Below are 13,203 nucleotides of genomic sequence, written 5' to 3'. Positions count from 1 at the left end.
CGGGAGCTCCCCGGAGCTCCCGCGGGCCGAGTGCTTCCCCGGCCAGGGCGTCGGTCAGTCGTCCCACCCCTCCTGCGGCGTGGCGCAGGACTCCCGGAAGACGTACTGGGAGATCCGTCGCCGTTCCCGGCTGGACCAGTCGATGGCCGGGCGGCGGTGCTCCTCGGGGACGTAGCCCAGCCGGTAGACGGCCATGAGCTCGAGTTCCTCGGGCACGTGCAGGAGGTCCACGATCTCGGCCCACCGGGCGGGGGCCTCCATGGGGAAGGAGATGAACTGGATGCCCATGCCGAGCTCCACGGTGGTCAGCCAGAGGTTCTCCATGGCCGCACCCATCGAGAACAGGGAGTAGAACCCGGAGAGCTCGCCGGGCCGGTACTCGCGGCGGTCGAGCATCACGCCGAGCAGCAGGGGGGACCCGGCCACGAGCTTGTGGTTCTCCGCACCGAGGGTCTGGGGCACTCTCAGCCGGTTCATCATCGCCTGCCCGCCCGGGGTGAACGCCTTCTTGGTGAACGGGCGCAGCACCGCGGGGAGCTTGTCGAAGAGCATCCCGAAGCGCTGCTCCTCCATCTCCTGCCTGCTGAAGTGGAAGTAGCGCTTGTACCGGTCGAAGAAGGTCCCCTCCGCCATCACCTGCGTCATCGAGTCGGCGCTGATCCGGGCGATCCGGTCGATGGTCACCCGGTCCTCGATCAGCACGAAGCGCCACGGCTGGCTGTTGAACTGGGAGGGCGCGGCCGCGGCCGTGCGCAGCAGCAGCCTCTGGTGCTCCGGGGACACCCGGTCCGGCAGGAACGGGCCGTTGGTGGTGCGGCGGTTGAAGACGACGTCGAGGAACTCCATGTGCTCTCCGGTCAGATCGGTCGGGTCGGGCGAGGCAGGTCGGGGCGGTCAGCCCGTGCGGGCGGCGCGGGTGCGGAGCAGGGCGGTGCCGTAGAACGGCGCCGCGGACAGCGCCGCGAGCGCGTGGCGGCGCGGGTGGCCCTGGGCGGGCGTGCCGATGTGCGGCAGGGCGGCCAGGGGCAGCAGCGCCGGGGCCAGTGCCCGGCCCGCCGCGCGCCCGGAGGCGGTGGGTGAGGCGGCGGAGAGGACCGCGGCCAGCGCCGTCGTCGTGGTGGTGGCGATGTAGAGGGCGTGGTGGATCCAGCGGAACCGGCCCGTGTGCACGAGCCCGGCGCCCACGGACGCCCCCAGGGCGGCGTTGGCGGCCCAGCACGCGCTCGCGAGGCCGATCCACGGGCCGGGCCGCGAGCCCACGGCGCGCACGGTGTGTCCCACGCGGTCCCCTCCTGCCGTCCGGTCCTGCCCGGCACCGGCCGGGAGCTCCAGTCTAGTGACGGGGCGGCACGCCGCTCCCGGCCGGCCGTGCTCCTTGGCGGATCGTGTCGGCCCGCGGAGAATGGGCAGATGCCCTCCGTCCTGTCGCACGCCCGGCCCGACCTCTCGCGGCGGGACGCCGAGCTGCGCGAGCTCATGGACGACCCCTGCTGCGACCTCGCCGCGCTGCGGCGCACCTACGCGCGCTTCGACGTCGTCAACTCCCTGGTCGCCGGCTGGTCCGACACCTACCGGCGCCGGATCCGGCCCCTCGCCGAGCCCGGCCGGCCGCTGACCCTCCTGGACGTCGGCGCCGGCGGCGGGGACGTGGCCCGCGCCCTGGCCCGGTGGGCGCAGCGGGACGGGATCGCGCTGCGGATCACCGGCATCGACCCGGACGCCCGGGCGCACGAGTGGGCCACGGCCCGGACCGCCCGCTGGTCGGCCCGGCACCCGGGGGCCGTGCCCCCGGTCTTCCGGCGGGTCACCAGCCGGGATCTGGTCGCGGCCGGCGAGGCGTTCGACGTGGTGGTCTCCAACCACCTGCTCCACCACCTGGACCCCGGGCCGCTGCGGGAGCTCGCCGAGGACTCCGAGCGCCTGGCCCGGCGGCTCGCGGTGCACAACGACCTCGTGCGCAGCCCGGCGGCCTACCGGCTGTACTCGGTGGGCGTGCTGCCCCTGGCCCCGGGGTCCTTCCTGCGCACCGACGGGCTGCGGTCCCTGCGCCGCGCCTACCTGCCCCACGAGCTGCTCGAGCTCGCCGGGCCCGCCTGGCGGGTGCCGTCCGGCTCGTTCGCCCACCAGCAGATGACCCTGGACGTTCATCCCTGATTCACGCGTGCCCCGCAGACTGGCACGGACACGACGGGCCCGGCACCGGCCGGCCCGGGAACGGAGCACCGGTGAAGATCGTGATCCTCGGTGGCGACGGCTTCTGCGGCTGGCCCGCGGCCCTGCACCTGTCCGCGCGCGGCCACGACGTGGTGGTGGTCGACGACTTCTCCCGCCGTGCCATCGACGACCAGCTGGGGACGGCGTCGCTGACCCCCATCTGCGGTCTCGACGAGCGCCGCGCCGCCTGGTCGGAGGTCACCGGCCGGCGGATCGACGCCGTCGAGCTCGACCTCGCGGAGGACTACGAGGCGTTCCTCGACCTGCTCCTGACCGAGCGCCCGGACGCCGTGGTGCACTTCGCCGAGCAGCGGGCGGCGCCGTACTCGATGCGCTCCCCCGCCACGAAGCGCTACACCGTGGACAACAACGTCAACGCCACGCACCACGTGCTGTGCGCGGTCGTCGAGTCCGGCCTGGACGTCCACGTGGTGCACCTGGGCACCATGGGCGTCTACGGGTACGGCAGCGCCGGGATGCGGATCCCGGAGGGCTACCTGGACGTACAGGTCCCCGGTCCGGACGGCGGCGTCCCCCAGCAGATCCTCTACCCCTCGAACCCCGGCTCGCTCTACCACATGACCAAGGTGCTGGATCAGACCATGTTCGCGTTCTACGCGAAGAACGACCGGCTGCGGATCACGGACCTGCACCAGGGCATCGTCTGGGGCACCGGCACCCCGGAGACGGCGCTCGACGAGCGGCTCGTCAACCGCTTCGACTACGACGGCGACTACGGCACGGTCCTCAACCGGTTCCTCGTCCAGGCGGCGGTCGGCCACCCGCTGACCGTGCACGGCACCGGCGGGCAGACCCGCGCATTCATCCACATCCAGGACACGGTCCGGTGCGTGGAGCTGGCCCTGCTCCACCCCCCGTCGGCCGGGGACCGGGTGAGGATCTTCAACCAGATGACGGAGACCCACCGGGTCCGGGACCTCGCCCGGCTCGTGGCCCGGCTCACCGGCGCGGAGGTGGCCACGGTCCCCAATCCCCGCCAGGAGTCCGCGGAGAACGACCTGCACGTCGACAACTCCGCGTTCCTGGACCTCGGTCTGCGGCCCACCACCCTCTCGGAGGGGCTGCTGCTCGAGATCGAGCAGACGGCCGTGCGCTGGGCCCACCGGGTGGACCCGGACCGCATCCCGGCCACGTCCGTGTGGAACACCCGCCGGCGGCCCGGCATCCCGGCGCGGCCGGTCCGTCCCGCGGCCGTGGGCGCCTGAGCCGGCGGATGCGGATCGCGCTCTGGACGGACGTCTTCGTCCCGAACGTCGACGGCGTGGTGACGCGCCTGACGCACACCCTCGAGGAGCTCGCCGGACTCGGCCACGAGGTGCTCGTGCTCACGCCGGGGGATCCCCCGGACCGCTGGGGCCCGCACCGGGTGGTCGGGGCGCCGTCCGTGGCCTTCCCCTGGTACCGGGACGTCCGGGGCGGCCTGCCGTCCCCGCGCGTCGAGCGCGCCGTGACGGCGTTCCGCCCCGACGTCGTGCACGCCGTGAACCCCGTGTGGTTCGGCGCGTGGGGTGCGCTCTCGGCGCGGGTGCGGGGCCTGCCGCTGCTGGCGTCCTTCCACACGGACGTCCCGCAGTACATGAGCATGCTCGGGCACGGGCTCGGCGCCCTGCGCCGGCCCGTGGAGCGGTGGATCCGCACGACCCACGACCTCGCCGAGGTCAACCTGTGCACCTCGGCCCCCATGGTGGAGCGCGCCGCGGCCCTGGGGGTGCGCCGCGTGGCGCTGTGGCCCAAGGGCGTGGACACGGAGCTGTTCCACCCCGCCCGGTTCTCCGCCGCGATGCGGTCCCGGCTCACCGGCGGACACCCCGGGGAGCGGCTGGTGCTGTCCGTGGGGCGGCTGTCGAGGGAGAAGAGCGTGACGGCGCTGCTCGAGCCGATCCGCCGACTGCCCGGCACCCGGCTCGCCGTGGTGGGCGAGGGCCCGCACCGGGCGGAGCTCCAACGGCGCTTCGCGGGCACGCCCACGGTCTTCCCCGGCCGGCTCGCCGGGAAGGAGCTGGCGGCCGCGTACGCCTCGGCGGACGTGCTCGCGTTCCCGTCCACCACCGAGACGCTGGGGCTCGTGGCCCTGGAGTCCCTGGCGAGCGCGACGCCGGTGGTCGGCGCCCGGGCCGGCGGCATCCCGTTCGCGGTGGACGACGGGCGGACCGGGCTGCTCGTGCCGCCCGGGGACGCGGACGCGCTCACCGGGGGCCTGGCCCGGCTGCTCGGCGACGCGGCCCTGCGCGCACGGATGGGCGCGGCCGGCAGGGCCGAGGCCGAGGGCCTCGGCTGGCGGACCGCGACGGAGGCCCTGGTGGCCGCCTACGAGGAGGCCGCCGACCGGCACCGGAGCCGCCGCCGACGCTCGTAACGATCCGACGAGAAGATACCCCAGGGGGTACTTGCGCTATACCCCCTGGGGTATTACCGTGGTGTGCAGGACGACGCGGGAATCCTTCCCGGACCCGCGTCACCAGCCACCGGACGAAGGAGAGTTCCATGCTGATCGAGCGCATCTACGACGAGGACCTCGCCCAGGCCGGCTACGTCATCGGCTGCCAGCGCACCGGCCAGGCGCTGGTGGTCGACGCCCGCCGGGACATCGACGTCTACCGGGACCTGGCCGCCCGGAACGGCATGCAGATCACCGCGGTCACCGAGACCCACATCCACGCCGACTACCTCTCCGGCACCCGCGAGCTGGCCGCGGCCACCGGCGCGGACATCCACGTCTCCGGCGAGGGCGGGGAGGACTGGCAGTACGAGTTCGAGGCCGCCCGGCTGCACGACGGCGACGAGATCCGCATCGGCAACATCGTGGTGACCGCGGTGCACACCCCGGGCCACACCCCCGAGCACCTGTCCTTCCTGGTCACCGACGGCGCCTTCGCCGACGCGCCGGGCTATCTGCTCACCGGCGACTTCGTGTTCTCCGGCGACCTGGGCCGCCCGGACCTGCTGGACGAGGCCGCCGGCGGGGTGGACACCCGGTTCCTCGGCGCGAAGCAGATGTTCGCCAGCCTGCGCACCAAGTTCCTGACCCTGCCCGACCACGTCCAGGTCTTCCCCGGCCACGGGGCCGGCTCGGCCTGCGGCAAGGCCCTGGGCGCGATCCCCTCCACCACGGTCGGCTACGAGCGCCGCTACGCCTGGTGGGGCCCCTACCTGGCGGCCGGCGACGAGGAGGGCTTCATCCAGGAGCTCCTCGAGGGCCAGCCCGACGCCCCGTTCTACTTCGGGCGGATGAAGAACCAGAACCGCCGCGGCCCGGCCGTCCTGGGCGAGCGGGCCCCGCTGCCCGAGCTCGACGCGCAGCAGGTGGCCGAGCAGCTGGCGGCCGACGAGGTGACCTTCGTGGACACCCGGTCCGCGGACGAGGTGCACACCGGGACCGTGACCGGGGCGCTGAACATCCCGGCCGGCCGGTCGATCGCGTCCTACGCGGCCTGGGCCGTGGACCCCGAGACCGATGACCGCCCGCTGGTGCTGCTGGCCCCGGACCAGGAGGCGGCCCAGGAGTTCTGGGACCACCTGGTGCGGGTGGGCATCGACCCGGTCGCCGGGTATGTCACGACGATCGAGAGCCTGCCGCAGTCCACGCCGCGGCTGGTCGCACCGGAGGAGGTCGAGACCCTCGAGAAGGCGATGCTGCTGGACGTGCGCGCCGTGAGCGAGCACACCGCCGGGCACGTCCCCGGCTCCGTCCAGCTGCACGGCGGCCGGGTCCTGTGGAACCTGGACCGGCTCCCCGAGCAGGGCACCGTCGTGACCTACTGCCAGAGCGGGCTGCGCAGCTCGGTGGTGGCCTCCGCGCTGCGCCACGCCGGCTACGACGTCGTGGAGCTCGAGGGCTCCTACGCCGCCTGGTCCGCCCGGCAGGGAGTTCTCGCCGGCAGCTCCGCCGACTGAGCCCCCTCTCCGGACGCTCCGCCCGTCGACCCGCACCGCGTCCCCCGGGTGCCACCGCACCCGGGGGACGGGGCACTGCCCGTCGGGCCGTCCTGCGCGACCGGGACGGCACCCGGACCTCTCGGGCGCCGCCGGGCCCCGTGCGAGCTGCGGTGCCCTCTTCCGGCCCGGCCCCAGTGTTCACTATTGCCAATAATCTTTACCGGCAAGTACGTTGACGGCACAGCAGTCCGTCGGACGCGCTCCGGATTCCCGCGAGCCGGTGCACGCCGCACGACCAGCAGCACGACATTTCCTGCCGCCCCCGCCGCCGCGCGGACCGGCGGCACGGGGGGAGGTCATGCCGCGCGCTGCCGGCCGCGGGACGACCCCGGGGCGACGACCGAGCACAGGAGACACAGGACATGACTGCTGGAACGACATGGGCGGCCACCGGCGCCACCGCCGCGATGCTGGCCGGAGGCCTTCTCCTCGGGGCCCCGGCCGCCGTCGCGGCCCCCGGGGACCCGGCGTGCCTGCAGGCCACGGCGCAGCTGGACGCGGCGCTGGCCGGGGCCGGGCTCACCCCCGAGTCGCTCGGGGCGCTCGACCTGTCCGCCGAGGCGGTGGCCGCCGCCGAGGCGCAGTACGCGGCGCTCGTCGAGGCCGCCGGCGGGCCGAGCCTGCAGGAGCTGGAGGCCGCCGCGGTCGCCCTGGCGGCGGCCCAGGAGTCCGGTGACCCGGTTGCCGTCGCGCAGGCCGAGGCCCGGCTCGTGGAGCTCGACCAGCAGCTGACCGCCGCGCTCGGCGCGCTCGACCCGGCCGCCGCCGAGCAGGCCCTCGCCGACGCCGCCGTGGCGTTCGAGGCGCTCCTCGCCGACCTGGCCCTCGACGAGGCCACGCTCAACCAGCTCCTCGTGCTCCTCGACCAGGCCGTCGTGGCCTGTGAGGCACCCGCCGCCCCGGCCCCCGTGGTGGCTCCGGAGGTCCCGGCGCCGGTGCTCCCGGCGCCGGTCGAGGTGGCGCCCGTGGAGGCCGCGCCGGTCCCCGTGCCGGCGGCGCCGGCGGAGTCCGCGCCGACTGCCGTGAACCCGGGTCTCAACCTGCAGACGGCCGCCGCGGAGCAGGAGCGGCGTCCCGGCGCCGGCCTGCTGTCGGGCCTGGTCGTCGCGGGGATCGCCGCGAGCGCGGCCGGGGCGCTCCACCGGCGGCGCAGCCGCTCCTGAGCCGCCCGCCGTCCCGGCGCCCCCTCGTCCGCCGGGACGGCACCTGCCGGGCGAGCGCCTCAGCCGCGGGTCACGGCGCTGCTGCCGCCCGGTGGGGCGGTCGGCGGGTCCAGCACCGCCACGAGCCGGGCCAGGTCCCGGGCCGCGGCCATGACGAGCTGGTCGTCGGCCCGGGACGGGTCCGTGAGGTCGGTGTGGAGCCGCCCCACGAGGGACCGGACCCGCTCGGCCGCCTCCTCGGGGTCCTCACCGGCGGCCCACGCGCGCACCGCGTCGGCGCCGGACTGCACCGCCTCGGCGAGCCGGGCGCTCAGGGCCGTGGGGACCAGCCACTCGTGCTGCTCGTGGTCGTAGAGCTCGCGCACGGCGTCCGTGAAGCCGCGGAGGTGGAAGATGACGTTCTCGAGCTGGAGCAGGGAGTCGTAGCCGGGGTCGCCCGGGTCCGCGGTGCGGTGCCGCCGCCGCCGGAGCACCATCCGGGGATTGCCGCGGGCGCTGCGGGCGGACTCGTCGACCGCCTCGCGCACCTCGCCGGTGATCCGCACCAGCGAGTGGTTGCGCCGGCGCCAGTCCCGCCCACCGGTGGTGCCGGGCTCCGCGAGCTCCCCGGCGACGTCCTCGAGGTAGTCGACGACGACGTTCTGCAGCCGGTCGAGCTGCAGGCGGGCGGTGCGGAAGTCCAGCGGCGGGAAGACCGTCACGTTGACGAGCAGCCCGATGGCCACGCCCACTGACATCTGCACCAGGAAGCCCGCCGAGAAGCCCTCGGCGTCCTGGCCCCCGACGATGAGGACGAACAGGGCGCCGACCGGGACGTACTCCGCCCCGGCCCCGAGTCGGCGGATGCCCGCCAGGAGGACGCCCAGTCCCACCGCCACGGCGACCGTCAGGGTCGTGGGGTCGCCGATCAGCAGGACCCCGGCCGCCAGGACGATGCCCAGGGCGATGCCGGCCACCGTCTGCAGTCCCGCGCGCACCGAGCCCAGCACGGTCGGGTACATCGCGGAGATGGCGCCGAGCGGGGCGTAGTAGGGGTACTGGTCGATGACACCGGGCATCCGCTGGGCCACGACCCAGGACAACGCCACGGCGAGCGAGGTCTTGAGGGCCAGGAGGATCCGGGCACCGCGTATCGTCTGCACCCGGACATCCTACGGACCCGCCAGTAGGATCGAGCCGCCCGCTGCTCCCCGCCGGAGCCCGCCCCGAGGAGCCCACCATGAGCCGACCCCCGCACCGGCGCCTGCTGCTGGTCCTGGCCGTGGGGGCGGGCGGGACGCTGGGCACCGGGGCCCGCCACGGTCTCGCCGTGCTGCTGCCCACGGCGGCCGGCTGGCCCCTGGCGACCCTGACGGCGAACCTGCTCGGGGCGTTCCTGCTGGGGCTGCTCCTGGAGGCCCTGCTCCGGCGCGGCGAGGAGACGCCGCGCGGGACGCTGCTGCGCCTCGGCGCGGGCACCGGGGCGCTGGGCGGGTTCACGACGTTCTCGTCGCTCGCCCTCGAGGCCGAGCGGCTGCTGGCCGGAGGGGCCGTGGGGCAGGCGCTGGCCTACGTGGGGATCTCCCTGGGCGGCGGGTTCCTGGCCTGTCTCGCCGGCACGGTCCTGGCGGCCCGGGGACGGCGGGCGTGACCGCCCTGCTGATCTGCCTCCTCGGCGGGCTCGGCGCGGTGGCCCGGTTCGCCGTGGACGGGGCCGTGCGGCAGCGGTGGGGGACGTCCTTCCCCGCGGGCACCGTGGTCGTCAACGTGAGCGGCTCCTTCCTGGCCGGTGTGCTCTCCGGCGCCGCGCTGGCGGGTGCACTGGGCGGGCCCGCGGCGGCGGCCGCCGTGGTCGGCTTCTGCGGCGGGTACACCACCTTCTCCACCGCGATGGCCGACACCGTGCGGCTGGTCCGGGACCGGCAGGCGCTGCGGGCGGTGCTCAACGCCGCGGGCACCGGCGTGCTGACCGTGCTCGCCGTTCTCGCCGGGCTGGCCGCGGCCGCACCGCTGTTCTGAGCGCGGGCCGCCCGCGTCCTGCCGCCGGACCGCGCCCGGTCTCAGGCCCCGACGCGCAGCTCGTTGCCGGGGATCGAGGCCAGCAGCTGCCGGGTGTACGGGTGCTGGGGGTCGGTGAAGATCTGCTCGCTCGCGGCCGCCTCCACCAGCCGGCCGTCCTTCATCACGCACACCTCGTCCGAGATCAGCCGGACCACCGCGAGGTCGTGGGAGATGAACAGGTAGGACAGCCCGAACTCGTCCTGCAGCCGCCCCAGCAGGTCCAGGATCTGCTTCTGCACGAGCACGTCCAGCGCGGACACCGGCTCGTCGCACACGATGAGCTCCGGCTGCAGCGCCAGCGCCCGGGCGATCGCCACGCGCTGGCGCTGGCCGCCGGAGAGCTCGTTGGGATAGCGGTTGACCGTCGAGGGCGGCAGGGCGACCTCCTCGAGCAGCCACTTCACCCGGTCGCGGCGCTCCGCGCGGGTGCCGCGGTCGTAGGTGGCCAGCGGCTCCTCGACGATCCGCCCGATGGTGAACATCGGGTTGAGGGACGAGTACGGGTCCTGGAAGATCGGCTGGACGCGCTGCCGGAACGCGGCCAGCCGCTTGCCCCGGAGCCCCGTCACGTCCTGGCCGTCGAAGCGGATCGAGCCCGAGGTGGGCTCGTAGAGCTTCAGCAGCATCCGCGCCGTGGTCGTCTTCCCGGACCCGGACTCCCCCACGATCGCCACGGTCCTGCCGCGGGGCACCGTGAGGGAGACGTCCTGGACCGCGGTGAAGTCCGCCTGTCCCAGCCGCCCCTTGAAGACCTTGGTGAGGTCCTCGATCACCACGAGCGGCTCCCGGGCGGCGGCCCCGGCCGCCTCCGGGGTGGCGGGGGCCGGGGCGCCCCCCGCCGTCGGGCCCGAGGTCGACGGACCGGCCGCCGCCGGAGCCGCCGCCGTCGCACCCGCTCCCGTCCGGCCCGATGACGGGGCGGTCTGCCGCGCCACGCGGGCCGCGGCCACCGAGGGCGCCGCCTGCACGAGGCGGCGGGTGTACTCGTCCTGCGGGTCCTCGAGCACCTGCGCGGACGGACCCGCCTCGACGACCCGCCCGCGGTGCATCACCACGATGTCCTGGGCGCGCTCGGCGGCCAGGCCGAGGTCGTGGGTGATGAGCAGCACGGACGTGCCGATCTCCTCGGTCATCCGTTCGATCTGGTCGAGGATGGTGCGCTGCACGGTGACGTCGAGGGCCGAGGTCGGCTCGTCGGCGATGAGCAGCCGTGGCCGGCAGGAGAGCCCGATCGCGATGAGGGCGCGCTGGCGCATGCCCCCGGAGAACTCGTGCGGGTACTGCCGGGCGCGCCGCTCGGGCTCGGGCAGCCCCGCGGCCGCGAGCGCCGCCACGACCTTCTCGTCCACGTCCTGGCGGGTGGCCAGACCGTGCACGAGCAGGGTCTCGCCCACCTGGCGCCCCACCGTGGTCACGGGGTTGAGGTTGGACATGGGGTCCTGCGGGACGAGCCCGATCTGCCGGCCCCGGATCCGCCGCATCCGGGTCTCCTCCAGGCCCACGAGCTCCTGGCCCGCGAAGCGGACGGAGCCGCCGGTGACCCGCCCGTTGCCGGGCAGCAGCCCGATCACGGACATGGCCGTGGTGGACTTGCCCGAGCCGGACTCCCCCACGATGGCGAGGGTGCGGCCCTCGCGCAGGGTCAGGGACGCCTCGTGCACCGCCTGGACGGAGCCGTTCATCGTGCTGAAGGCCACGGCGAGGTCCGCGACCTCGAGCAGCGGGGCGGCGGCCGCCCCGGGGGCGGGCTGGTCCGGTCTCATCGGTCGGTGCACCTCACGCGGTTCGTGACTTGGGATCGAGGGACTCGCGCAGGGACTCCCCCAGCAGGGTGAAGCCCAGGGCGGTGACGGCGATGCACAGGCCGGGCAGGAACGCCAGCTGCGGGGCGATCGACAGCTCGGCCTGGGCGTAGGTGAGCATGCGGCCCCACTCGGCGGTCTGCGGCACGCCGCCGCCCAGTCCCAGGAAGGACAGGGCGGCCGCGTCGATCACCGCGGTGGCCAGCGTCAGGGTTCCCTGGACGATGACCGGACCGGTGCTGTTGGGCAGGAGGTGGCTCATGGTGATGGTGCGGCGGGACAGCCCCAGGGTCTGCGCGGCGAGGATGTAGTCGGCGCCCTTCTGGGACAGCATCGAGGAGCGCAGCAGGCGGGCGAAGATGGGCACCTGCGAGGCGCCGATCGCGATCATGACCGCCCACTGGCTCTGTCCCATGATCGCGGCGATGGACACCGCCAGCAGCAGGTTGGGCACGGAGAGCAGGATGTCCACGAAGCGCATGATGACGCCGTCCACCCAGCCGCCGAGACCGCCGGCCAGCAGGCCCAGGACCATCCCGCCCAGCAGGCCCAGGGCAGTGGAGACCACGCCGATGACCAGGGAGGCGCGGGCCCCCCAGATGAGCTTGGAGAGCAGGTCCCCGCCGAAGCGGTCCAGGCCCAGCGGATAGCCCTCGACGTCCCCGGGGCCGGGGATCGTGGTGGGGGTGATCTCGGTGCGCCCGGGCAGCTCCTCGCCGCCGAACGGGGCGAGCCACGGGGCCAGGAGGGCCACGAGCAGGAAGACCCCGACGATCACGGCCCCGGCGATGGCCGCAGGGTTGCGGCGCAGCCGGCGGAAGGCGTCCTTCCACAGGCTCGTGCCGACCGCGGCGGTGGTGCCCGGGGTGGTCGTGACGGCCTCGGGGCCCTCGGTGTGCGAGGGGCCGGAGGGGGCAGGAGGAAGTGTGGCGCTCACTGGACACGCACCCGGGGGTCGATGAGGCTGTAGGAGATGTCCACCAGCAGGTTGATCAGGGAGTAGGCCAGGGCGATGAAGATGATGAAGCCCTGGAGCACGGGGTAGTCGAGGGTGAAGATCGCGTCCCGCAGGAACCGGCCGATGCCGTTGAACGCGAAGACCGTCTCGGTGAGCACGGCCCCGGAGATCAGCAGACCGGTCTGCAGGCCGATGGTGGTGACCACGGGGAGCATGGCGTTGCGCAGGATGTAGCGGCCGCGGATCAGGCCGCGGGTGAGGCCCTTGGCCCGGGCGGTGCGCACGTAGTCCGCGCTCTGCACCTCGAGCACCGAGGCGCGCGTGATGCGCACGATGATCGCCAGCGGGATCGTGCCCAGGGCCACGCCCGGCAGGATCAGGTGCAGGAACGCGTCCCACGCCGCGTCCCACTCGCCCGTGAGGACGCCGTCGAGGACGAAGAAGTTGGTGTGGTGCGTGGCGTCGATGCGCGGGTCCTGCCGTCCGTCCGCCGGGAAGAGCGGGATCTGGATGGCCAGCAGCCACTTGAGGATGAACGCCAGGAAGAAGACGGGGACGGTGACGCCCAGCAGGGACAGCACCACCGAGGAGTGGTCGAGGATCCTGCCGCGGTGGCGGGCGGCCACGTAGCCGAGCGGGACGCCGATGCCCACGGCGAAGACCAGCGCCACGAGCGCGAGCTCGAGGGTCGCGGGGAAGCGGGTGAGGAACTCCTCGACCACGGGCCGGCCGGTCACGATGGAGGCGCCGAAGTCCCCCCGGAGGAGCTGGCCCATGTAGACCACGTACTGCTCGAGCAGGGGGCGGTCGAAGCCGTAGGCCTCGTTGATGCGGGCCACGGCCTCGGGGGTGGCCTTGTCCCCCAGCAGCGCGGTGGCCGGGCCGCCGGGCAGGGCGCGGACCCATGCGAAGAGCAGGACCGACAGGCCGAAGAGGGTGGGGACGAGCAGGGCGAGCCGCTTGCCGATGACGCGGAGCATTCCGGTCCTTCCGGACGGAGAGGGGCTGGGAGGGCCGCCGGGAGGACGGCGGGGGTGGTCCGGGGCGGCGCACGGTGCGCCGCCCCGGA

13 protein-coding genes are annotated in these 13,203 nt (G+C 74.5%); 7 read left to right on the top strand and 6 right to left on the bottom strand.

Annotated features, from left to right (window positions below):
- Window positions 1–54 precede the first annotated feature (54 nt).
- Window positions 55–846: a nitroreductase family protein gene (locus ACFU0Y_RS12750; protein WP_380214901.1), complete on the bottom strand. Its 792-nt coding sequence runs from the start codon at window positions 844–846 to the stop codon at window positions 55–57.
- 48 nt (window positions 847–894) lie between these two features.
- Window positions 895–1,281, bottom strand: coding sequence for a hypothetical protein (locus tag ACFU0Y_RS12745; protein ID WP_380214900.1), 387 nt, complete (start codon window positions 1,279–1,281; stop codon window positions 895–897).
- A gap of 129 nt (window positions 1,282–1,410) precedes the next feature.
- Between ACFU0Y_RS12745 and ACFU0Y_RS12740 the strand changes: the two genes are divergently transcribed.
- The 5 genes from ACFU0Y_RS12740 to ACFU0Y_RS12720 all read left to right on the top strand — a co-directional run bounded on the left by ACFU0Y_RS12740 (window position 1,411) and on the right by ACFU0Y_RS12720 (window position 7,334).
- Complete coding sequence (locus ACFU0Y_RS12740) at window positions 1,411–2,154, top strand: methyltransferase domain-containing protein (protein WP_380214899.1); 744 nt, start codon at window positions 1,411–1,413, stop codon at window positions 2,152–2,154.
- A gap of 71 nt (window positions 2,155–2,225) precedes the next feature.
- Entirely contained in the window at window positions 2,226–3,440 is a 1,215-nt protein-coding gene (locus tag ACFU0Y_RS12735) for an NAD-dependent epimerase/dehydratase family protein (RefSeq protein WP_380214897.1), read from the top strand.
- A gap of 8 nt (window positions 3,441–3,448) precedes the next feature.
- On the top strand, window positions 3,449–4,591 hold the full coding sequence (locus ACFU0Y_RS12730) for a glycosyltransferase family 4 protein (RefSeq protein ID WP_380214896.1): 1,143 nt from the start codon (window positions 3,449–3,451) through the stop codon (window positions 4,589–4,591).
- A 128-nt stretch (window positions 4,592–4,719) separates the two neighbouring features.
- Window positions 4,720–6,129, top strand: coding sequence for a rhodanese-like domain-containing protein (locus ACFU0Y_RS12725; protein WP_380214895.1), 1,410 nt, complete (start codon window positions 4,720–4,722; stop codon window positions 6,127–6,129).
- A gap of 404 nt (window positions 6,130–6,533) precedes the next feature.
- On the top strand, window positions 6,534–7,334 hold the full coding sequence (locus ACFU0Y_RS12720) for a hypothetical protein (RefSeq protein WP_380214894.1): 801 nt from the start codon (window positions 6,534–6,536) through the stop codon (window positions 7,332–7,334).
- 59 nt (window positions 7,335–7,393) lie between these two features.
- On the opposite strand, the gene ACFU0Y_RS12715 is transcribed toward ACFU0Y_RS12720, so the two are convergent.
- Entirely contained in the window at window positions 7,394–8,476 is a 1,083-nt protein-coding gene (locus tag ACFU0Y_RS12715; protein WP_380214892.1) for an aromatic acid exporter family protein, read from the bottom strand.
- Between the two features lie 77 nt (window positions 8,477–8,553).
- On the opposite strand from ACFU0Y_RS12715, the gene ACFU0Y_RS12710 reads away from it, so the two are divergent.
- A complete protein-coding gene (locus ACFU0Y_RS12710; RefSeq protein ID WP_380214891.1) occupies window positions 8,554–8,964 on the top strand; it encodes a CrcB family protein in 411 nt (136 codons plus the stop codon).
- Window positions 8,961–9,332, top strand: a complete 372-nt coding sequence (locus ACFU0Y_RS12705; RefSeq protein WP_380214890.1) for a fluoride efflux transporter FluC — start codon at window positions 8,961–8,963, stop codon at window positions 9,330–9,332. The genes ACFU0Y_RS12710 and ACFU0Y_RS12705 overlap by 4 nt, the downstream gene beginning before the upstream one ends.
- Before the next feature lie 41 nt (window positions 9,333–9,373).
- Here ACFU0Y_RS12705 and ACFU0Y_RS12700 read toward each other — a convergent pair whose 3' ends face one another.
- Genes ACFU0Y_RS12700 through ACFU0Y_RS12690 form a run of 3 tightly spaced genes read right to left on the bottom strand, consistent with a single transcriptional unit; the run spans window position 9,374 to window position 13,114 of the window.
- Window positions 9,374–11,137 carry a dipeptide ABC transporter ATP-binding protein gene (locus ACFU0Y_RS12700; protein WP_380214889.1) on the bottom strand — a complete coding sequence of 588 codons (1,764 nt, stop codon included), beginning with the start codon at window positions 11,135–11,137 and terminating at the stop codon, window positions 9,374–9,376.
- Between the two features lie 13 nt (window positions 11,138–11,150).
- Window positions 11,151–12,113, bottom strand: a complete 963-nt coding sequence (locus ACFU0Y_RS12695) for an ABC transporter permease (RefSeq protein WP_380214888.1) — start codon at window positions 12,111–12,113, stop codon at window positions 11,151–11,153.
- Entirely contained in the window at window positions 12,110–13,114 is a 1,005-nt protein-coding gene (locus ACFU0Y_RS12690) for an ABC transporter permease (RefSeq protein ID WP_380214887.1), read from the bottom strand. Before ACFU0Y_RS12690 ends, ACFU0Y_RS12695 begins: the two co-directional genes overlap by 4 nt.
- Window positions 13,115–13,203: the final 89 nt, after the last annotated feature.

The sequence above is a fragment of the Kocuria sp. NPDC057446 genome (genome assembly GCF_042802875.1).
In the GTDB taxonomy this organism is placed as follows: domain Bacteria; phylum Actinomycetota; class Actinomycetes; order Actinomycetales; family Micrococcaceae; genus Kocuria.
Note: the sequence above shows the minus strand (reverse complement) of the source record. Positions and strands in the feature narration are given on the sequence as shown.

What these genes read in the sequence shown, in the direction of transcription:
- ACFU0Y_RS12750 (WP_380214901.1), bottom strand. Translation starts at nt 846, where the DNA reads ATGGAGTTCCTCGACGTCGTCTTCAACCGCCGCACCACCAACGGCCCG.
- ACFU0Y_RS12740 (WP_380214899.1), top strand. Translation starts at nt 1,411, where the DNA reads ATGCCCTCCGTCCTGTCGCACGCCCGGCCCGACCTCTCGCGGCGGGAC.
- ACFU0Y_RS12730 (WP_380214896.1), top strand. Translation starts at nt 3,449, where the DNA reads ATGCGGATCGCGCTCTGGACGGACGTCTTCGTCCCGAACGTCGACGGC.
- ACFU0Y_RS12725 (WP_380214895.1), top strand. Translation starts at nt 4,720, where the DNA reads ATGCTGATCGAGCGCATCTACGACGAGGACCTCGCCCAGGCCGGCTAC.
- ACFU0Y_RS12720 (WP_380214894.1), top strand. Translation starts at nt 6,534, where the DNA reads ATGACTGCTGGAACGACATGGGCGGCCACCGGCGCCACCGCCGCGATG.
- ACFU0Y_RS12710 (WP_380214891.1), top strand. Translation starts at nt 8,554, where the DNA reads ATGAGCCGACCCCCGCACCGGCGCCTGCTGCTGGTCCTGGCCGTGGGG.
- ACFU0Y_RS12700 (WP_380214889.1), bottom strand. Translation starts at nt 11,137, where the DNA reads ATGAGACCGGACCAGCCCGCCCCCGGGGCGGCCGCCGCCCCGCTGCTC.
- ACFU0Y_RS12690 (WP_380214887.1), bottom strand. Translation starts at nt 13,114, where the DNA reads ATGCTCCGCGTCATCGGCAAGCGGCTCGCCCTGCTCGTCCCCACCCTC.